At 62.3% G+C, this 19,625-nt stretch carries 19 protein-coding genes; 12 read left to right on the forward strand and 7 right to left on the reverse strand.

All coding sequences use genetic code 11. The features are described 5' to 3' along the window. Positions 1-15: 15 nt before the first annotated feature. A complete protein-coding gene (locus HJB91_RS17685; RefSeq protein ID WP_210630340.1) occupies positions 16-321 on the reverse strand; it encodes a hypothetical protein in 306 nt (101 codons plus the stop codon). A gap of 321 nt (positions 322-642) precedes the next feature. On the opposite strand from HJB91_RS17685, the gene HJB91_RS17690 reads away from it, so the two are divergent. Further along, entirely contained in the window at positions 643-4,038 is a 3,396-nt protein-coding gene (locus tag HJB91_RS17690) for a response regulator (protein WP_221123055.1), read from the forward strand. A gap of 4 nt (positions 4,039-4,042) precedes the next feature. Here HJB91_RS17690 and mnmD read toward each other — a convergent pair whose 3' ends face one another. Continuing rightward, a complete protein-coding gene (mnmD, locus tag HJB91_RS17695; protein ID WP_210630344.1) occupies positions 4,043-4,771 on the reverse strand; it encodes a tRNA (5-methylaminomethyl-2-thiouridine)(34)-methyltransferase MnmD in 729 nt (242 codons plus the stop codon). Between mnmD and HJB91_RS17700 the strand changes: the two genes are divergently transcribed. The 8 genes from HJB91_RS17700 (at position 4,770) to HJB91_RS17735 (ending at position 10,265) form a co-directional block, all read left to right on the forward strand. After that, positions 4,770-5,948: an FAD-binding oxidoreductase gene (locus HJB91_RS17700; protein ID WP_221123054.1), complete on the forward strand. Its 1,179-nt coding sequence runs from the start codon at positions 4,770-4,772 to the stop codon at positions 5,946-5,948. The two genes, mnmD and HJB91_RS17700, sit on opposite strands and share 2 nt — an antisense overlap. Positions 5,949-6,062: 114 nt before the next feature. Beyond that, on the forward strand, positions 6,063-6,800 hold the full coding sequence (locus HJB91_RS17705) for a DUF1045 domain-containing protein (protein ID WP_221155587.1): 738 nt from the start codon (positions 6,063-6,065) through the stop codon (positions 6,798-6,800). Positions 6,801-6,883: 83 nt separating this feature from the next. After that, the gene (gene puuE, locus HJB91_RS17710; RefSeq protein WP_221146932.1) at positions 6,884-7,807 is read left to right on the forward strand and encodes an allantoinase PuuE; all 924 of its coding nucleotides are present in this window, start codon (positions 6,884-6,886) and stop codon (positions 7,805-7,807) included. Next, positions 7,807-8,307, forward strand: a complete 501-nt coding sequence (gene uraD / locus HJB91_RS17715; protein WP_221123051.1) for a 2-oxo-4-hydroxy-4-carboxy-5-ureidoimidazoline decarboxylase — start codon at positions 7,807-7,809, stop codon at positions 8,305-8,307. The genes puuE and uraD overlap by 1 nt, the downstream gene beginning before the upstream one ends. Continuing rightward, positions 8,304-8,666 carry a DUF86 domain-containing protein gene (locus tag HJB91_RS17720; protein ID WP_210630351.1) on the forward strand — a complete coding sequence of 121 codons (363 nt, stop codon included), beginning with the start codon at positions 8,304-8,306 and terminating at the stop codon, positions 8,664-8,666. Before uraD ends, HJB91_RS17720 begins: the two co-directional genes overlap by 4 nt. Beyond that, a complete protein-coding gene (locus tag HJB91_RS17725; RefSeq protein WP_221146933.1) occupies positions 8,650-9,171 on the forward strand; it encodes an ureidoglycolate lyase in 522 nt (173 codons plus the stop codon). Before HJB91_RS17720 ends, HJB91_RS17725 begins: the two co-directional genes overlap by 17 nt. Next, positions 9,168-9,524 carry a hydroxyisourate hydrolase gene (gene uraH, locus HJB91_RS17730; RefSeq protein ID WP_210630353.1) on the forward strand — a complete coding sequence of 119 codons (357 nt, stop codon included), beginning with the start codon at positions 9,168-9,170 and terminating at the stop codon, positions 9,522-9,524. The genes HJB91_RS17725 and uraH overlap by 4 nt, the downstream gene beginning before the upstream one ends. After that, positions 9,525-10,265 (forward strand): metallophosphoesterase, encoded by a 741-nt coding sequence (locus HJB91_RS17735; protein WP_221146934.1) that lies wholly within the window; start codon positions 9,525-9,527, stop codon positions 10,263-10,265. It begins immediately after the preceding gene. A 22-nt stretch (positions 10,266-10,287) separates the two neighbouring features. Here the strand turns inward: HJB91_RS17735 and HJB91_RS17740 are convergent, their stop codons facing one another. From HJB91_RS17740 to HJB91_RS17755, 4 genes are all read right to left on the reverse strand, one after another. After that, entirely contained in the window at positions 10,288-12,054 is a 1,767-nt protein-coding gene (locus HJB91_RS17740) for a flotillin family protein (protein ID WP_221123048.1), read from the reverse strand. Further along, on the reverse strand, positions 12,051-12,698 hold the full coding sequence (locus tag HJB91_RS17745) for an OB-fold-containig protein (RefSeq protein WP_221146935.1): 648 nt from the start codon (positions 12,696-12,698) through the stop codon (positions 12,051-12,053). Before HJB91_RS17745 ends, HJB91_RS17740 begins: the two co-directional genes overlap by 4 nt. A 5-nt stretch (positions 12,699-12,703) precedes the next feature. Continuing rightward, complete coding sequence (locus HJB91_RS17750; RefSeq protein WP_405047670.1) at positions 12,704-13,843, reverse strand: PspA/IM30 family protein; 1,140 nt, start codon at positions 13,841-13,843, stop codon at positions 12,704-12,706. Positions 13,844-14,024: 181 nt separating this feature from the next. Further along, on the reverse strand, positions 14,025-14,636 hold the full coding sequence (locus HJB91_RS17755; protein WP_210630357.1) for a CDP-alcohol phosphatidyltransferase family protein: 612 nt from the start codon (positions 14,634-14,636) through the stop codon (positions 14,025-14,027). Between the two features lie 197 nt (positions 14,637-14,833). Between HJB91_RS17755 and HJB91_RS17760 the strand changes: the two genes are divergently transcribed. Genes HJB91_RS17760 through HJB91_RS17770 form a run of 3 tightly spaced genes read left to right on the forward strand, consistent with a single transcriptional unit; the run spans position 14,834 to position 18,395 of the window. Continuing rightward, positions 14,834-16,618, forward strand: coding sequence for a bifunctional alpha/beta hydrolase/class I SAM-dependent methyltransferase (locus HJB91_RS17760; protein ID WP_221155589.1), 1,785 nt, complete (start codon positions 14,834-14,836; stop codon positions 16,616-16,618). A gap of 11 nt (positions 16,619-16,629) precedes the next feature. Further along, positions 16,630-17,958, forward strand: a complete 1,329-nt coding sequence (locus HJB91_RS17765) for a phosphatase PAP2/dual specificity phosphatase family protein (protein ID WP_221123044.1) — start codon at positions 16,630-16,632, stop codon at positions 17,956-17,958. Next, positions 17,955-18,395, forward strand: a complete 441-nt coding sequence (locus HJB91_RS17770) for a hypothetical protein (RefSeq protein WP_210630360.1) — start codon at positions 17,955-17,957, stop codon at positions 18,393-18,395. Before HJB91_RS17765 ends, HJB91_RS17770 begins: the two co-directional genes overlap by 4 nt. Before the next feature lie 69 nt (positions 18,396-18,464). On the opposite strand, the gene HJB91_RS17775 is transcribed toward HJB91_RS17770, so the two are convergent. Then, the gene (locus HJB91_RS17775) at positions 18,465-19,607 is read right to left on the reverse strand and encodes an alpha-hydroxy acid oxidase (protein ID WP_210630361.1); all 1,143 of its coding nucleotides are present in this window, start codon (positions 19,605-19,607) and stop codon (positions 18,465-18,467) included. Positions 19,608-19,625: the final 18 nt, after the last annotated feature.

Here is a 19,625-nt window from a genome sequence, read left to right on the forward strand (position 1 = left end):
CGCCGGATGCGGTTTTTATTCCGGGCAGACCTTGACGCGGTAGGGGTCGCCCCAATCGTCGTGCCGCCATTCGATGTGGCAAGACGGCCGGTAATAGGTCCGGTAGACGGGATAAGGGCGATAGGCGGGGTAGGCCGGATAGACGGGGTAGGCAGGGCGGGCGGCCTCTGACAGCAGGGCGCCGCCGACGACGCCAGCGGCAAGGCCGCCCCAGAAGGCATCGCGGGGATGGGCATCGGCTGTGGTGGCGGTGGCGAGAGAGGCGCCGGCACAGGTCAGCGCGATTAGGCCCGTCGCCATGGTCTTATGAAGAACGGACATGGTATTTTCCTTGATTTAGACTGGCTTCTCTAAAGCCATGGCCAGACTCCGCCCGGATCGCGGCGGAGCGATGGCCGCACAAGGGCTCTCCGGATTAAATTTTGGTCATGATTTCAACGGCAGTCGAGAGCGAAACGGATTGCGGCCGGCCGCATTTGCTGCCGACGATGCTTCGGGTTCGCGCAGAAAATGCGGCCTCTTCGCCTGATAAGCCGGCGTGTAAAATTCCGCTCTCGAAATTTATGGTTAAAACCTTGTTAAAAGCCTTGGCGTTATAGTCTTTGTCGTTGATATTTCATTCATTGCGGGAGCGACAATTATTTGAAATCAGCCGGCGACATTCTGGAATTGGCTTGCCGCCGGATCGCTGATCTGGACACCCCGGCCTATGTCAAGAATAGCGAGCTGCGCTACATCGCCGTCAACGAGGCCTATGCCGATTTCCTCGGCCGCGAGATTTCCGATTTCATCGGCAGGCGGAGCCGCGAGCTCTTCGACCGTCCCGAGGAAGAGGATCGCGAGGATAAGGAGCGCCGTGCGCTGGTGTTCGGCACCGAGGAAAACGCCGTCTGCTTTGATGCCGCGGGCGTTGGCCACGAGCGCATCCAGATCGAAAGCTTCTCGCCGTCGCCGGAGCGGATTTACGTCCTCGGCATCTTTGAAGACCGCGAGCGCCGGGCCGTTGCCGGCAGGAAGGCCGCCGGCAGCTCTCAGGCTGTAAACGATTCCGGAACTGCCGCCGACCTCGCCCAGGTGCGCGAGGCACTGGAGAATCTCGCTCATCCGATCGGCATCATTGCGGCGGACGGGCGCCCGCTGATCGTCAATGCAGCCTATCGCAACGGCGCGACGCCGGTGGCCGCCGGCGAATCGGCTTGGGGAGAGAGCGTCAACGAACTCGACGTTCTACGTACCGTCCTGGAGGACCTGCCGGTTGCGGTTTTCGTCCGCGACGACAAGCACCGCCTGGTCTATGCCAACAAATATTATGAGACCTTCAGCGGGCGCGCCCGCTCCGAGTATCTGGGAATGACTGAACACGAAATGTTCGGGCCGGAAGGTGCTGAGGCGATCTACCAGGAAAACCTGCTGGCGCTCAGGGACGGCATTTCGGTGGAGCTCGAGAGCGAGATGCCGAGCAATGGCGGGCATGTCTATCCCGTCATCTCGCGCGTCAACCGTGTCATGACGGCGGATGGGCGAACCTATGTCGTCGGCTCCTTTTCCGACATCTCGCCACTCAAGGAACGCGAAAAGGCGCTGATTGAATCGCGCAAGCAGCAAGAGATACTGCATCGGGACATCGAGAGCATTCTGCGTTCGCTGCCGATCGGCGTGCTGATCCTCGATAACGACCACCAGATTCTCTACGTCAACGACGAATTCTACAGCATCTGGGAACTGCCGCTCGACGATCGCTTCGACGGCCGCCCGTTCATCGACGTCATCCGCCGCAATGACGAGCTCGGCCGCTACGACGGGACGCAGACGCCGGAAGAGATCTACGCCTTCCGCAAACATCTGTTCGAGGCCGAAGAGCCCGAGCCGATCGAGCTTGGCTGGGCGGGCGGCAAATCCGTGATCTTCGACAGCCGCCGCATCTCCAACGATCGTATCCTGCTGACCTATGCCGATATTTCGGCGGTGCGCGAGCGGGAAAAGGAAATCCACGAGACGCGTGCAGCCCTTGAGCGGCTCGGCGAAATGATGCGCGACGCGACGCACGCCATGTCGCAGGGCATTGCCATCGTTCAGGACGGAATCATCAAGATGTCCAATGAGGCGATGGCCGATATCCTGCAGATCCCGCCGCACCATATCGAGGCTGGCCAAGGCTGGCTCGGCATGTTCGAATTCTGTGCGGCGCGCGGCGATTTCCACGATGCGGCGGAACAGATCCTGCAAGAGTGGCGCGCCAACATCGCGGCCAGGCAGCCGATTTCCACCGCCTTCCATGTCGGCGGCGAGCGCTGGGTAAACATGGATGCAACGGTCAGCCGGGGACAGCATTGGGTGGCGCTGTTCACCGACGTCACCGAACTCAAGAGCCGCGAGGAGGAATTGCGCCAGCTCCTGTCGCGCGCCGAAGCCGCCGACCGCGCCAAATCCGAATTCCTTGCCAATATGAGCCACGAGATCCGCACGCCGATGAATGGTGTACTCGGCATGGCGGAACTGCTGGCCAAGACCAATCTCGACGCGCGCCAGAAAACCTTCATCGACATCATCGTCAAGTCGGGCAATGCGCTGCTGACTATTATCAACGACATCCTCGATTTTTCGAAGATCGATGCCGGACAGATGAAACTGCGCAAAGCCGCTTTCGATATCACCGAAGCGGTGGAGGATGTGGCGACACTCCTCTCCTCGCATGCAGCCGAGAAGAATATCGAACTCCTGGTGCGGGCAGCACCGGACCTGCCGGCCGCGGTGATCGGAGACGCCGGTCGTTTCCGCCAAATCGTCACCAATCTCGTCGGCAACGCCGTCAAGTTCACCGAGCGCGGCCATGTCTTCGTCGATGTCGGCTTCGAGACGATCGCTGGTGGGGAGATCATGGCGATCATCCGCATCGAGGATACCGGTATCGGCATTCCCCGAGAAAAGCTCGAAACGGTCTTCGACAAGTTTTCGCAGGTCGACACCTCGTCGACCCGCCGGCATGAGGGAACGGGGCTCGGCCTTGCGATCACTGCCGGCCTCGTCGATCTCTTCGGCGGCTATATCAATGTCGAGAGCGAATGGGGCAAGGGCTCTGTCTTCACCATCAATCTGCCTTTAGCGGTGGCGGCCGCCCGCCTCGAGCCGAAGCCGCTGCCGATCAATGTACAGGGCGCGCGCATCCTCGTCGTCGACGACAATGAGGTGAACCGCCGCATTCTCACCGAGCAGCTTTCGCTCTGGGGCTTCGACGGAGTGGCTGCCGAGGGTGGCGGCACCGGTCTGGCGATCCTCAAGGCAGCGGTCGATCTCGGTGTCACCGTGGACGCTGTCGTGCTCGACTATCACATGCCCGACATGAACGGCGCCGATGTCGCGCGCCGGCTGCGCGCCGATCCCCGCTTCGTCGAACTGCCGATCATCTTCCTGACGTCGATGGATATTTCCGGCACGGAAAAGGAATTCGCGGCGCTGAACGGCCATGCGCATCTGATGAAGCCGGCACGCGCCAACGTGCTGCGCAACACCGTCGTCGAAGTGGTGCGCGCCCGCCGCGTGAAGCAGGCTTCGGAAGCCGAGATCGCCCGCCTGCGGGTTGAGGCGGCCGTGCCGGCGCCCGCGCCTGCCCTGGTGCCGCAGAAGCGGACGGCCGAATTCGTCGACGTCCTCGTCGCCGAGGACAACGAGGTCAACCAGATCGTCTTCACCCAGATCCTGCAGTCGACGGGGCTTTCCTTCCTGGTCGTCAACAACGGGCAGGAGGCGGTTACCGCCTGGGAGAGCCACACGCCGCGCATCATCATGATGGACGTTTCGATGCCCGTCATGAACGGTCATGAGGCGACACGGACGATCCGCGAGAGGGAAAAGGGGCAGGGCCATCGGGTGCCGATCATCGGCGTCACCGCCCATGCGCTCGAAAGCGACCGCGAGGCCTGCCTCGATGCGGGCATGGACGACTACATGTCGAAGCCAATCAGCCCGGAACTGCTGGAGGAGAAGATCCGGCAATGGCTCGGCAAGGACGAGCTGCAGCCGGAGCGCACCAGCTACTGATCTTTTATTCGCTGAACGCCTTTATGCCGCAGAGCATTTCGCGCTTGCCGGCGAAGCCCTTGCGGCGTTCGACGGCAAAGCCGGCGGCGATGAGGTTGCGGCGCACGAAGCCGGCCGCGGCGTAAGTTGCGAAGGTGCCGTCGGCCACGGTCTTTTCGTTAACCTCACGCATCAGTTCCACCGACCACATGTCGCCGTTGCGCGAGGGGGCGAAGCCATCGAGATACCAGGCGTCGAAGCCGGGCTTTGCCGCCGCGACGCCGTCGAGCGCCGCGCCGCAGACGACGCTGAGCCGCGTCTGGGCATCGAGATCGAGCGAGACAGTGCGAACAGGCGTCTGCGGCCATGCCGCCGTCAGGGCTTCGCGCTCGGCATCGATTTCGCCCCAGTGCGAGAGCGCCCGGCCGATCTCTTCGCCGCGCATCGGGTGCAGTTCGAAGGAGATGAAATGCAGGTGCTGACCGTCTGCTCGGTGCAGTTTCCATTGCCGCCAGGTCTCGGCAAAGTTGAGCCCGGTGCCGAAGCCGAGTTCGCCGATCACAAATTCGGGCCGCCCACTCCAACGCTCCGGCAGGCCGTTGCCGGCCAGGAAGACGTGCCCGCATTCCAGCCGGCCATCGGTCTGGCAATAAAAATGATCGCCAAAGGCGGTGGAATAGGGCATATCGCCGTCGCGCCATTCGAGCGGCTGCGGCGCGCCCGCGCCAATCTTATCGGGGTTCACGTCTTTCATGGAAAAAGCCGATAGTCCTCAGCAAGCGCCCGGTCAATCTTCTTGCGATTTGCTGATCGTCGGCGGTGGCATCATGGGTCTCTGGGCTGCCGTCCATGCCGAACGCCGCGGCATGAGCACCCTCCTCGCCGACGCCGGCAGCTTGGGCGGAGGCGCGAGCGGCGGCCTGCTCGGCGCGCTGATGCCGCATATGCCGGACCAGTGGTCGGAGAAAAAGCAGTTCCAGTTCGACGCGTTGGTCTCGCTTGAAACCGAAATTGCCACGCTTGAGGCCGAAATCGGGCTTTCGGCTGGCTACAACAGGTCTGGGCGGCTGATCCCGCTGCCGAAGCCGCATCTCAAGCGCATCGCCCGCGGCCATTCCGGGGACGCCGAACGCCATTGGCGGGCAGGCGAACGCCACTTCCACTGGCATGTGCTCGACAGGGCGCCAGTCGGTGGTTGGCCCGACGCATCTGCCGGCGAAAGTGGCTTCGTGCATGATACGCTCGCCGCCCGTGTTGCGCCCCGCTCATTGATCTCAGCGCTCATCGCCTTGCTGCGGCGGGCAAAACACGTGCGTATCATGGAGCATGCGGCCGTTGCCGCCCTCGATCCCGATCGTGGCACCGCGGAAATTGGCGGCGAAACCATTGCCTTCAGCCGCTGCATCCTGGCTGCCGGCCATCAGTCCTTTCCGTTGCTGCAGGAGCTGACGCCGGGGGCGAAAAGGCCGCTCGGCCAGCCAGTGAAGGGGCAGGCGGCGCTGTTGAGGGCCGATGTCGACCCGGCGCTGCCGACGATCTTCCTCGATGGGCTCTACTTGGTGGCGCACGAAGGCGGGTATGCGGCAATCGGCAGCACCAGCGAGAACCGCTTTGACGATCCCGGCTCGACCGACGCGCAACTCGACGCGCTGATCGAGGCGGCGCGGGCGATCGCGCCGGCGCTCCGCAACGCCCCTGTCATCGAGCGCTGGGCAGGGCTTCGCCCGAAGGCCATCGACCGCGATCCGATGATCGGCCGCCATCCCGTCCATCCCCGATTGATCGCACTGACCGGCGGTTTCAAGGTCAGCTTCGGACTGGCGCATCGGCTGGCGGAAGCTGCGATTTGTATCGCCGGCGATACAGATTGTGAATTTTCGCTGCCGGAAAGCTTCGCGATATCAAGCCATATTGCTGTCGCTTCACGTTAAACGTGAATTAGATACAGCTGCGTTTCGTTATTCTGTCATGCAAATCACCTATCTGCTTGCGCATCGGCAGCGCCGGATCTTGCCGGCGCTCACTTCCTTGATGGAGGAAATTGCATGCGCTATGCCATTTGCTTCACGCCTCCGGCGAGCGACCCCCTGTCGCTCGTGGCCGCCAATTGGCTAGGCCGAAACGTGTTTTCGGGCGATATGGTGGAGCCTCCGGCCGTCCGCGGCCTCGGCATTCACGAGATCGCCTTTTATACCGCCGTGCCGCGACGCTATGGTTTTCACGGTGTTTTGAAGGCGCCTTTTCACCTGTCCGCCGGCACGTCGGAATCGCAACTCCTGCGCGATCTCATGCGTTTTGCCGGGACCTATGCCCCTTTCCAGATTCCCCGTCTGGAGATCGCCCGGCTCGGCAGTTTTTACAGCCTGATGCCGAGCGCTCCCTGTGAGCCGATCCAGTATCTGGCTTCGGCGATCGTCCAGGAGTTTGATCGTTTCCGGGCGCCGCTGAGTGAAGCCGACATCGAGCGAAGTGATCCCGACGGGTTGTCGGCGGCGCAATTTGCCAATCTGCATCGTTGGGGCAATCCCTATGTGATGGAGGAGTTCCGCTTCCATATGCCGGTGACGGGCCCCATCAATGCGATCGACATGCCCCGCATCGAGCCGGTGCTGCGAACGATCTTCGAGCCCGTCTTGAGGGAGCCGGTGATGGTTTCGAATGTGGCTTTGATGATCGAGGAAGGCACCGGCGGCCCCTTCCGCGTTCACTCGCTCCACCCGATGGGCAAGGTCAGCGCGCGCAGGATCGCCCGAGCCGATATCAAGCTAAGCCATTGTGAATGACAGAGAAATTTTGCTGCGCAGTTTCCGTCTCGACATTCCGGCTGCGGATGATACCGTTCCCCGTCTTTTCAGAAGGTGATTTGATGGTATCCGAGACCTACCCGCGCAATCTCGTCGGCTACGGGCGTCAGACGCCCGATCCGAAGTGGCCGGGCGACGCCCGCGTCGCCGTGCAGTTCGTCATCAATTACGAAGAGGGCGGCGAAAGCTGCATCCTCGAAGGCGATCCGGCTTCCGAAAACCTGCTGTCGGAGATCGTCGGCGCGGCCGCCTGGCCGGGGCAGCGCAATCTCAACATGGAATCGATCTACGAATATGGTTCGCGGGCAGGCTTCTGGCGGCTCTGGCGGATGTTCACCGGTCTCAAGGTGCAGGCGACCGTCTACGGCGTGACGCTGGCGATGGCCCGCAATCCCGAAGCCGTCGCGGCCATGAAAGAGGCCGGCTGGGAGATCGCCAGCCACGGTTATCGCTGGCTGGAATACAAGGATTTCCCCGAGGATCTGGAGCGCAAGCACATTCTCGAAGCCGTGCGCCTGCATACCGAAATTACCGGCGAGCGGCCCTTCGGGATGTACCAGGGAAAACCTTCCGACAACACGCTGCGACTGGTGCAGGAAGAGGGCGGTTTCCTCTATTCCTCCGATTCCTATGCCGATGACCTGCCTTACTGGGTGAAGGGCATCGACGGGAAGCCCTTCCTGATCATCCCCTATACGCTCGAAACCAATGACATGCGTTTTGCCACGCCGCAGGGTTTCAACGCCGGCGATCAGTTCTTCACCTATCTCAAGGATGCTTTCGATACGCTTTATGAGGAAGGGAAGGACGGCAGCCCGAAGATGATGTCGGTCGGCCTGCATTGTCGCCTCGTCGGGCGTCCGGGCCGGGCGGCCGCTCTGAGGCGCTTCATCGAATATGTGCTGAAACATGACAAGGTCTGGATCCCGCGCCGCATCGAGATCGCCGAGCACTGGCACAAGCATCATCAGCCGGATGCGCTTTAATGCTGTCGCGCGAGGATTTCGTTTCCCGCTTCGGCGGCGTCTTCGAGCATTCCCCTTTCATTGCTGAACGCGCCTATGACGCGGGCAGCCTAACGGAGCCGCTGACGGCATCAGCTGTGCACGCAGCGCTCACCGCCGTCTTCCGTGCGGCAAGCCGGGATGAGCGTCTCGGCATTCTGCGCGCCCATCCCGATCTTGCCGGGCGTCTGGCGATAGCAGGTGAACTCACGGAAGACAGCCGCAAGGAGCAGGCCGGCGCCGGTCTCGATCGGCTGAGCCCGGCCGAACATGCCCGCTTCACCGAACTTAATGCAGCCTATGTCGAAAAATTCGGCTTTCCCTTCATCATCGCCGTCAAAGGGCTCGACAAGGACGATATCCTTTCTGCCTTCGAAACGCGGATCGGCAATGACCTGGATGAGGAATTCGCGACCGCCACGACACAGGTCGAGCGGATCGCGCTGCTGCGCCTGACATCGATGTTGCCGGAGGGCGAATGAGCGAGCATCGTGCTATCGACTATCTCAATGAAATGCAGAAGGCGGCAGCCGAAGCGCTATACTTCGTGGGCGGAATGGATGAGGCGGCCTTCGCCGAGGACAATCTCACCTTCAAGGCGGTTGCCTTCTGCCACTTCACCATCGGCGCGGCTGCGTCCCGACTGCTCGTAACCCATCCGGAATTCGCAACCGAGCATCCCACTCTGCCGTGGACAAAAATCTGCGGAACGGGCAACCGTATCCTGGAAGACGTCTTCGCCCTCGATGCCTCCGACATCTGGGATGCAACCTATCGCACGCTGCCGGAACTTCTCGTCGAGATCGACGCCATTCGTCACTGGCATGCCGAAGGCGAGTGAACCATTGTCTGATTTTCTCGACATCCGCCCGCTTACCAGATCGGCCTTCGCCCCCTTCGGCGAAGTGATCGAAGCCGATCCAGCCTCGATGCGGCTCATCAACGGCGGCACGACCGAGCGCTTCCATGCATTGGCCGCAGCCGAGGCGGCGGGCGAGGGCGCGCGCGTCATCATCAATATCTTTCGCGGCCAGCCGCGCAGCTTCCCCTATGACGTCGACATGATGGAGCGCCATCCGTTCGGCAGTCAGAGTTTCTCGCCGATTTCCGGCCGCCCCTTCCTCGTCGTCGTCTCCGAGGACGAGGGCGGACGTCCGGGCAGGCCGCAGGTGTTTTTCGCGCGCGGAAACCAGGGTGTGAACTATCGCCGCAATGTCTGGCATCACCCCCTGATGGCGCTCGGCCAGACCTCCGATTTCCTGGTCGTCGACCGCGACGGCCCTGGCAATAATCTTGAGGAATTCTTCTTCGAAACCCCCTATGTCATCAAAGAGCCAGCCCCATGACCGGACTGACGACACATGTGCTCGACACCGCCCTCGGCAAGCCCGCCGAGGGCCTCAGGATCGATCTTTTCCAGCTCGACGGCGAGATCCGCAGACATCTGAAAACGGTGGAGACCAATGCGGACGGCCGAGTCGATGGTGGCCCGATGCTTGCCGGCGAAAACTTTCACGTCGGCACCTACGAATTGGTCTTCCACGCCGGTGAGTATCTCAGGGCCTGCGGTACGCCGCTGCCGCATCCGGCCTTCCTCGACCTAGTGCCGATCCGCTTCGGTATCGCGGATGTCACTGCGCACTATCACGTGCCGCTGCTGCTTTCGCCCTATGGCTATTCCACCTACCGGGGAAGCTAGATGCGTTTTGCCGCAATCGCCGACATTCACGGCAACTATCTGGCGCTCGAGGCGGTGCTTGCCGATATTCAGGCGCAGGGCATCGAGGAGATCGTCAATCTTGGTGATTTCTTCAGCAGTCCGCTGAATGCCGGCCGGACAGCTGATCTGCTGATGGCGCTCGGCCTGACCTCGGTGCGCGGCAATCACGACCGCTATCTCATCGAGCAGGACCCGGCCCTAATGCACGCCTCGGATGCCGTCGCCTACCGGCAACTGACGCCATCCCATCTCGATTGGCTGCGGGGTCTGCCGTTCGATACCGTCTATCGCGGCGAGGCCTATCTCTGCCACGCGACGCCGAAGGACGACAATCTCTACTGGCTTGAGTCCGTCTCGCCGGAAGGGCTTGTCTTCCTGAAGCCGATCGAAGCGATCGAGGCGCTCGCCGAAGGCATCGACCTGCCGCTGATCCTCTGCGGCCACAGCCATGTGCCTCGCGCCGTTCGCGTCTCCAATGGCCGGCTTATCGTCAATCCCGGCAGTGTCGGCTGCCCTGCCTATGATGACGTGCTGCCCTATTATCACAAGGTCGAAGCCGGCCATCCGTTGGCCGGCTATGCCATTCTAGAAAAGACGGCGGCGGGATGGACATGGCAGTTCAGGAACGTCGCCTACGACCATATGGCGATGTCGGCACTGGCCGCCGAAAGGGGCCGTGCCGACTGGGCGAGCGCGCTGGCGACAGGCTGGGTGCGATAGCCCGGACCTGTCTGCGCTCTGATCAATCCTTCTCCGGCGCCTGAGGGGCGATCGTCTGTGCAGGAGCCGCGGCCGGTGCCACAGGCTTTACTGGCGTGGCAGGCGGGGTTGCCTGTTTTGCAGGAGCCGCGGCTGAAATTACCGGTTTTGCGCCATCAAGCTTTCCAAGCAGGGATGAAATGGCATTGTCGCCGTCGAAGCCGGCCTCCTTCAACAATTTGTCGAGGATCGGCTTGTTGGCCTGATAGGAGAGCAACTGGCCGGCCAGCCCATCGCCGAGACCAATGCCGCTTTCACCGTTCGCGCCGTTTCCGCGGCCGAGCATGCCGCCGGTGTCGAAGATCCTGATGTCGGAGATCTTCTCGATCGGCTTGACCGCCTCGGCGAGTGCCTCGGGAATGATGCGGATACGCTCGCGAGTGATCTCGAACTCGATGATGGTCTGGCTGAGCTTGTTGCGGGCTTCGTTGAGCAGGGCTTCGCTTTCAGCCTGAGCCCGGCCGGTTTCGAGAATGCCCTTGGCCTTGATGATCGCCGCATCCGCTTCGGCGGTCGCAAGCGTCTTGATGGCTTCCGCCTGGTCGATCGCGGCCTGTTTCTCGGCTTCGGCGCCGACGGTGACGGCGGTGGCTTCGGTTTCGGCAGTCTTGCGCGCGTCGATCACGGCGATCTGCTTTTCGCGCTCGGCGATTTCGATGGCCTTGGCGGTGCCGACCTTTTCCTCTGCCGCGATGGCGCGGGCGCGGGCCATTTCGGCAGTGGCCTTCGCCTCGGATTCCTCGCGGCTCTTGTTGGCAACGGCGATGGCGCTTTCCTGGGCGACGATCTGAAGGTCGCGCTTGGCTTCGGTATCGCGCTGCTGGACGGCGCGGGCGGCATCGATGTTTGCGCTTTCGCGGGCCTGCTTGGCGGCTGCCTCGCGCTCGGCGATCGCCTGTTCGGAGGCGATGCGGGCCTCCTCCTCGGCGCGTTTGGCCGCCTGTTCCTGCTGCGCGGTTTCGGCGCGGGTCGCGGCGGATTTGTTGGCGATGTCGCGTTCCTGGTTGAGCTCGGCTTCGCGCTTCGTCCGTTCGATCGCCAGCGACTGCTGGCGGGCTTCCAGATCCTTCTGGGCAATGGCGACTTCGGTATCGCGAACGATTTCGTTTCGCTCCTTCTTGCGGCCCTCGGTGATGCGGGTCAGCGCCGCCAGACCCTGGGCGTCGAAGAAGTTGTTGGCGTTGAAATGCTTGATGTCCGTTTGATCGAGGCGGGTGAGCGACACAGATTCCAGCTCGAGACCGTTCGACTGGAGGTCGGCGCCGACGGCTTCCTGCACCGCCTTGACGAAATCCATGCGCTGCTCCTGCAGCGCGTCGAGGTTCATGGTCGCCGCCACCGAGCGAAGGCCATCGACGAATTTCGCTTCGATGAGGATGCGGAGCGCCTCGGCGTCGTTGGTGCGGCTGCCAAGCGTCTGGGCGGCCAGCGCGATCGAGGAGCCGTCGGGTTTGACGCGGACGTAGAATTCGGCGCCGATATCGACGCGCATGCGGTCCTTGGTGATCAGCGCATCGCCTTCGCCGCGGCGGACTTCGAGGCGCAGCGTCTTCAGGTTCACCCGGGCGATCGAGTGGAAGATCGGCAGAACGACTGAACCGCCGTCGAGCACGACCTTCTGGCCGCCGAGACCGGTGCGCACATAGGCCTCGTCGCGGCTGGAGCGCGTATAGAGAGAGGCGAGGACAAAACCGATGCCGAAGATCAGAACGATGCCGATGCCGGCCGGTAGAATAATGTCATACATCATGGCTGCTCCCTGAAAGATTGATTATCCGCTGCAGCGGGATCCGCCAGTGCGGGAATGGCGATAAATACATCTGCCTTGCGATCGACGAGGAGAACCTCGGTGCCGACCTTGAGAGGGCCTTGGTCTCTGGCGGCCTTGGCTCTCAGCACGTGCCAGTTTCCATGCTGGTCCTTGACGCGGACGCGTCCGGGCAGTCCCTGGTCGAGCGGGCCGAGCGATACTTCGGCGGTCCGGCCGATCAGCGCGTCGAGATCGACGGCATAGGTCTCGTCGTGCGGCACGATCCGCGCCACGGTCCTGCTCGATGCCCTGACCATGGGAACCGTGACCAGGATGGCGGGAATGGCGGCGACGGCGGCGGGAAGCGGCGCCCAGAAGGCGTTGGCGACGGCCTGTATGGCAAAGCCCGTCATGGCGAAGAAGCCGAGCGCCAGCATGATGAGGATGAGCAGGGGAACGCCGCCGACATTGAGCCAGGACAGATAGCCCGAAAGCCCGTCATGGCCATGGAAATCCGGTTTTCCCAGAAATTCCATGATCGAAAAACCCATGACGGTCGCAAGCATTTCGATTGCGGTCAGGCCTGCGAGCACGGCGGCGGCGATGGCGAAGGGAGCACATTCGGGGGCGAAGAGAAGTGCCATCGGCGTTACCGGTTATCCGCCTTGAAGCGCGCGAGGCGCGCCTCGATTGCCTGTTCGCGGTGCAGCCGGTCGAGTTCGTCCAGTTCGGAACTATGGATATGCTCGTCTGATGGAACGCCGGTCAGCCGCGAGACCGCGGCGGCGGCGCGGGCCGCACCCGCGCCCGGCGTGGGCCTGCCGTGCCCGGCCGCGGCCTGTTCGGGATGCTGGGCGATGCTACGCTTGAAATCGGCAAGGCGGGCGTCGGCCTCGCGGCGCGTTGCAAGCACAGCCTGCAGGGCTTTCTGGCCGTCGTCCACCTGCTCGCTGGCATCGGCCAGCGCCTTGTCGAGCGCGGCGATCTGGGATTCCAGATCGATCTGGCGGGCGACGCCGGCCTTTGCAAGATCGTCGCGCCCGGAGGAGACGGCGAGGCGGATCTTTTCATCGAGCGCATTCATGTCCTCGACGATTTCGTCCCTGCGGCTCTGGATACGGTATTCCTCGGCGCGCGCCTTGCCGAGGTCGGTGCGGGCCTCGTCCGCCGCCGCATCGATCTCGCGGATCGCCTGTTCGATAACGGCGATCTTGTTGACGCCTTCCGCCTTGTCGACCGCTGCATTCGCGATGCCCGCGATCAGGCGACCCATGCGTGAAAGAATGCCTTCATTCGCCATGTTTTCCTCCATCCGAGCGGAATTCGGCGTGACGCCGATGTGAATCTCGTAATGATTGTGGCCGGCAACAAGATAGGCCGGAAAAATACTCTCCCATCCCCTGGAATAACCTGCGACGTCGAAGGGTACGGCAACGCGTCCGTGCACGGTGGCGATCGTCAGGTCCGCAGGGCCTTTGATGGCGAAGAGCTTGTCGTCGAGCGGCAGCTGCGGCGGATCGGCGATCACGCCGCGATTGGCGGCGAAATCGCGAAGGCCGAGTGTGACCAGCCGTGCCGGCAGGCCCGTCTGGTCGCGAACGGTTTCATAGGCAAGCTCATGCAGGACGACGAGATTGGCGCCCGCCTTGTCGTCGATGATCTCAGTGAGGATGTCGATCATCCTGCGATAGGCGGCAATGGTGTCGTCAAGCGCCTGCCGGGCCTGATGATCCGGCGCCAGTGTGTAGCGCAGCAGCGATGGGTGAGATGTCTTACCTATGTTTGCCATAGCATAAAACATAAAGCACCGCTTTTGTGCTTTCAAGAGGTTGCGCTGAAAATACAACCTGGTTTTAACGGAGGGAGGTTTGGAAGGAGCACGTGCCAAGCAACTCGAAAGAAACAGCGTTCGACATAGTTTCCGGAATACCTTGCCGATGCAAGGACCAGCGCCCGATCGGCTCCGCTTCCTATCCGGCGGCCGTTTGCGCCTCACGAATACCGGCGCGGATACGGTTGATGGTGGTCCATACGAGAAGCAGAGCCACAACTGCCCAAAGCCACGAGGTCCACGCTGCAAATGTACCTCCAACCGCGATAAAGATGCCGAGCGCGCCGAACAGCACCGCACGGTCGCTCTTGCCCAGCGGCCCGTCGTAACGCCGGCTTGCGCCGACCGTTTGACCGAGGATGCCGGCAACTTCCGTCAGCGCCGAGAGGAATATGACAGCCATGACCGGCATCAGATCGTTCGGATCGATGAGCGCAAACGGCAAATAAAGGGCGGCATCCGACACGACGTCCCCGATCTCGTTGAGATAGGCGCCCAAAATGCTCGTCTGCCCATGTTCGCGCGCCAGCATGCCGTCAATGGCATTGAGGCCCATGCGCAGCAGAAACCATACAGGCACCAAGAGAAACCAATGCGGAAGCGGGGCGACGCTCAGAAAAAGGCCAAGTGCAACCGAGATGGCGGCAGCAACCGAGGTCACCTGATTGGCGGTGACGCCTCGTGCCGCCAGGGAGCGCACCAGAGGGCGGAGAATATCCTGAAATCGGGACTTCAATTGGTAAACGGACATGCTACCTCAGTGGAATTTCGTGGCATGATCATAGTCTATCGGCTCGGACGTGCAGATCGTCGTACTTGTGAGGAAAGTCCCATTCCATGTCGGTCTTCTCAAGGACTTACATTTGCAGCTAGACTTTTGCAATAAAAGCAAATCACTGTTGCCGCTAATGGTTGCAACTCATCCATCAATCAGAATTGGAGAAGATCATGCTGCAAACTGCCGATAGCGTGCAACCGGCCTTGACGGCCAGACCAGTGCGTGAATCCGAATTTGTCTCGCATGACGGCACCCGACTGTTTTATCGGACATGGCCTGCGACCGGCGCTGTAGCGAAGGGCGCGATCATTCTTCTCCATCGCGGCCACGAGCACAGCGGCCGGGTCGCCCATCTCGCCACCGAACTCGGCCTCGATGATTTTGCCTTCTACGCCTGGGACGCACGCGGCCACGGGCGTTCGCCGGGAGAGCGCGGTTATTCGCCATCCTTTGCCGCCTCGGCGCGTGATCTCGATTGCTTCGTCCGTCATGTCAGCGAGACCAGCGGCACTGCTGTCGAAAACATCGCCGTCATTGCGCAGAGCGTCGGCGCGGTGCTGGCCAGCACCTGGGTGCACGACTATGCGCCGCCGATCCGTGCGCTGGTGCTGGCCTCGCCGGCCTTCAGCGTCAAGCTTTACGTGCCGTTTGCCAGGGAAGGCATTGCGCTCCGGGAAAAGCTCAAGGGAACGTTCTTCGTCAATTCCTATGTCAAGGCGAGGTTTCTGACGCATGATCCCGAGCGCATCGCCTCCTTTGAAGCCGACCCATTGATATCTAGGCCGATTGCCTCCAACATTCTGTTGCAACTCTATGAGGCGGCAGCCCGCGTCGTCGACGACGCCCGCGCCATCACCGTTCCGACCCAGTTGCTGATTTCCGGCAGCGACTCGGTGGTGCGGCATGCGCCGCAGCACCGGTTTTACGAAAACCTCGGCAGCCGCATCAAGGAACGGCATGTGCTCGCCGGCTTCTACCATGACACGCTTGGCGAAAAGGACCGCGCGATTGCGCTCGCCGAGATCCGCCGTTTCATCGATGCGCGTTTCGCCGAGCCTCGGGCGCCTGCCGACCTTCGCACAGCCCATGTCCAGGGCTATACCAAGGACGAGGCCGACCGGCTCGCGAGCCCTCTGGAGGCCACATCCCCGCGCGGCATCTACTGGGCGCTCAGTCGTCTCAACATCAGGCTCGGCGCTCTGGTGTCCGAAGGCATAAAGACCGGGGTGAAGACCGGTTTCGATTCCGGCTCGACGCTCGATTACGTTTACGAGAACGAGCCGCGCGGGCTCGGTCCCGGCGGGCGATTAATCGACAAGGTGTTCCTCGAGGCGATCGGCTGGCGCGGCATCAGGCAGCGCAAGCTGCACTTGCAGGAACTGATCGACCTGGGGCTGCAGCGCCTGAAGGCAGCCGGCCGGAGCACCCACATGCTCGACATCGCGGCCGGGCACGGCCGTTATGTCCTCGATGCCATCGAGACGGCTGTCGTGCGTCCCGATAGCGTGCGGCTGCAGGATTATTCCCCCATCAACGTCGAGGCCGGCCGCAACAGCATCGCCGCGCGTGGACTGGGTGATTTCGTGAGCTTCCGCCAGCAGGACGCCTTTGACGGCGAGGGGCTGGCTGCAATCACGCCGGCTCCGGATCTCGCGATCGTCTCCGGCCTTTACGAGCTGTTTTCCGACAATGCGATGATCGCCGCTTCGCTCGATGGGATCGCCCGCGCGATTCAGCCCGGTGGCCTGCTCATCTACACCAACCAGCCATGGCATCCGCAACTGGAGATGATCGCCCGCGCGCTCACCTCCCACCGCGGCGGCCAGGCGTGGGTGATGCGGCGGCGGACGCAAGAAGAAATGGACCAGCTGGTCGCCGCCGCCGGTTTCCGCAAGATCGAACAGCGCATCGACCAGTGGGGCATTTTCACCGTCTCGCTGGCGGAGAGAGTTTGAGGGCAAAGCCGTTGGAGCAGGCACGTTCTCCTCTTTCCCGGACAGCGCCGGTCCTGAAGCGGGCCGCACTCTGGCTCGCCTTCCTGGCGCCGTTCTTCTATCTGACCTATGGCGGCGCCAACTGGCTGGCGTCGCAACGCGCTGATGTGCCGAACATCGCCTTCACATGGGAAAGCGCCATTCCGTTTCTCGGATGGACGATCATTCCATATTGGTCGATCAACCTGTTCTACGGGCTCTGCCTGTTCATCAACACGACGCCGCGCGATGTGGATATGCTGGCGAGGCGTTATCTGACGATCCAGTTGATCGCGGTCGCCTGCTTTATCGTGTTTCCGCTCGAAGCGATCTTCGTGCGGCCGGCAACGAGCGGCCTGCCTGGTTTCATGTTCGCCGTCCTCGGCGGCTTCGATAAGCCGTTCAACCAGGCGCCGTCGCTGCATATCGCGCTGCTGGTGGTGATCTGGGACCATCTGCGCGGCCGGCTGCCGCGGAGGGCGCGGCTTGCCTGGCATGTCTGGTGCTTCCTCATCGGTGCCTCCGTGCTGACGACGTGGCAGCATCACGTCATGGACATACCGACCGGCGTGCTGCTCGGCCTTTTTGCCACCTGGCTTTTCCCGCGCGATGCCCGTTCCCCTCTTGCCGATTTTGCGTTGAGCGGCGATCCGAAGTCGCGCCGTCTCGGCACTTATTATCTGTGCGGTGCCCTGGCATTTCTCGGCATCGCAGCACTCTTTACTCCTCTATCGCCTGCAGCGCTTCTGTTGCTCTGGCCGGCCGTTGCGCTGGCGATCGTCGCAGTCGGATATCTCGGCGCCGGCCCGCAGATATTTCTGAAACGTGCCGATGGTCGAGCCGCACTTACCAGTCGCTGGCTACTGGCGCCCTACCGGCTCGGCGCTCTCATCAACGTTTGGCTCTGGACACGCAGAATGCCGGCATCCGTGGCGATCGCCGATGGCGTCCATCTCGGCCGTTTTCCGCGTCGCCACGAGGCCGACCGTTTTGCCACGGTGATCGATCTTACCGGCGAACTTCAGCGCCCGAGCGGGACGTCAACGCAATGGTGCAGCTTTCCCACCCTTGATCTCATAGGCCTCGACAAGATCCAGACGCTTGCCGCGGCGGACCTTATCGAGGTTGCCCGCCACCAGGGACCGGTTCTTGTCTGCTGTGCGCTCGGTTTCCAGCGGAGCGCCGGCGTCATCGTGCGTTGGCTGCTCATCAGCCGACGTTGTGAAAATCCAGCCGAAGCGCTGCGGCTGATCGAACGGGCGGGGCGGCGGGTTCATCTGCCCTTGGAAAGCATTCATGCCGTGACGGAGGGCTTGCAATGACGCAGTGGAATGCCACGGCCTCGGCGGCGGCGCGAAGTCTCGGCCGCAATTCGATCGTCTGCGGGCTGACGGCGCTGTTGCCGCTGACCGCCGGCCCGATCCTCGGGGGATATCGAGGCTTCGCTCCCGGGCTCGGCTGGCTCTTGATGCTCGTTTTCTGCGGGATCGTCCTTGCGCTGGCGATCCATCTCCTTTTCGATGCGCTGTTGTTCCGCCTCGCGTCGAGCCACGAGACAGAGGCCGCCGCTCTCGCCGCCGTCGACGACGTGCTGTCCCGGATGCAGCTTCGCAAGTTTGACGGGGCCGCGCGTGGCCTCGAGCGGCGGATTGCTGGATCGCGCCGCATCATCTGGCGGCAGCGTTTTGCGCTCGCCATCTATCTCGTGATTTTCGCGATCCTTTTGTTCAATGCCGCCGATGGCCAGCCGCTATGCTGAATGGCACGGCAGGTGATTGAGAGGCTCGCCAGCACGTCTGGCCGGCCTCGCCCGCGCAATCAGAGCAGGTCATTGCCGCCCTGATATGATCGACGAGTCTATGTCGTTGATGTCGCGCTTGCCGCAGAGCGCCATGGTGATGTCCATTTCCTTGCGGATGATGTTGAGCGCCAGGGTGACGCCTTCCTTTCCCATGGCGCCGAGCCCGTAAAGAAAGGGGCGGCCGATATAGGTACCCTTGGCGCCAAGCGCCACGGCCTTCAAGACGTCCTGGCCGGAGCGGATGCCGCCATCGAGATGGACTTCGATGCGGTCGCCGACGGCATCGACGATCTTCGGCAGCATGCTGATCGAGGAGGGGGCGCCATCAAGCTGGCGGCCGCCGTGATTGGAGACGATGATCGCATCGGCGCCGGTGTCGGCTGCGGCCTTCGCATCCTCCGGATCGAGTATGCCCTTGATGATCAGCGGGCCGCCCCATTGTTCCTTGATCCAGGCGACATCCGACCAGGACAGCCGCGTGTCGAACTGCTCGTGCGCAAATGTCGGCACCGAGGCGACATTGGCGACATTCTTTGCATGGCCGACGATATTGCCGAAATATCGGCGCTTCGTCTTCAGCATATCAAGGCACCAGAGGGGCCGGGTTGCCATCTGCCAGAGATGTTTCGCGGTCAATTTCGGCGGGGCCGAGAGACCGTTGCGCAGGTCCTTGTGGCGCTGGCCGAGGATCTGCAGGTCGGCGGTCAGCACCAGCGCCGAGCATTTCGCGGCCTTGGCGCGACGGATGAGGTCGAGGACGAAATCCTTGTCTCTCATCACGTAGAGCTGGAACCAGAAGGGACGCGTCGTCACTGAGGCGACGTCCTCGATCGAGCAGATGCTCATCGTCGAGAGCGTGAAGGGAACGCCGAATTCTTCCGCTGCGCGCGCGGCCAGCATCTCGCCGTCGGCATGCTGCATCCCGGTCATGCCGGTCGGCGCGAGCGCCACCGGCATGGACACTTTCTGGCCGATCATCGTCGTTTCGAGCGTGCGGTCGCTCATGTCGACCAGCACGCGCTGGCGCAGCTTGATGTCGCCGAAATCGCTTTCATTCGCCCGATAGGTGGATTCCGTCCAGGCGCCCGAATCCGCATAGTCGAAGAACATTTTCGGCACGCGGCGCTGCGCGAGTTTTTTCAGATCGTCAATGGTGAGCGGAGTGGCCATGAATCGAACCTTCTACAC

The organism is Rhizobium sp. NLR10b (assembly GCF_019685435.1).
Lineage (GTDB): Bacteria > Pseudomonadota > Alphaproteobacteria > Rhizobiales > Rhizobiaceae > Rhizobium.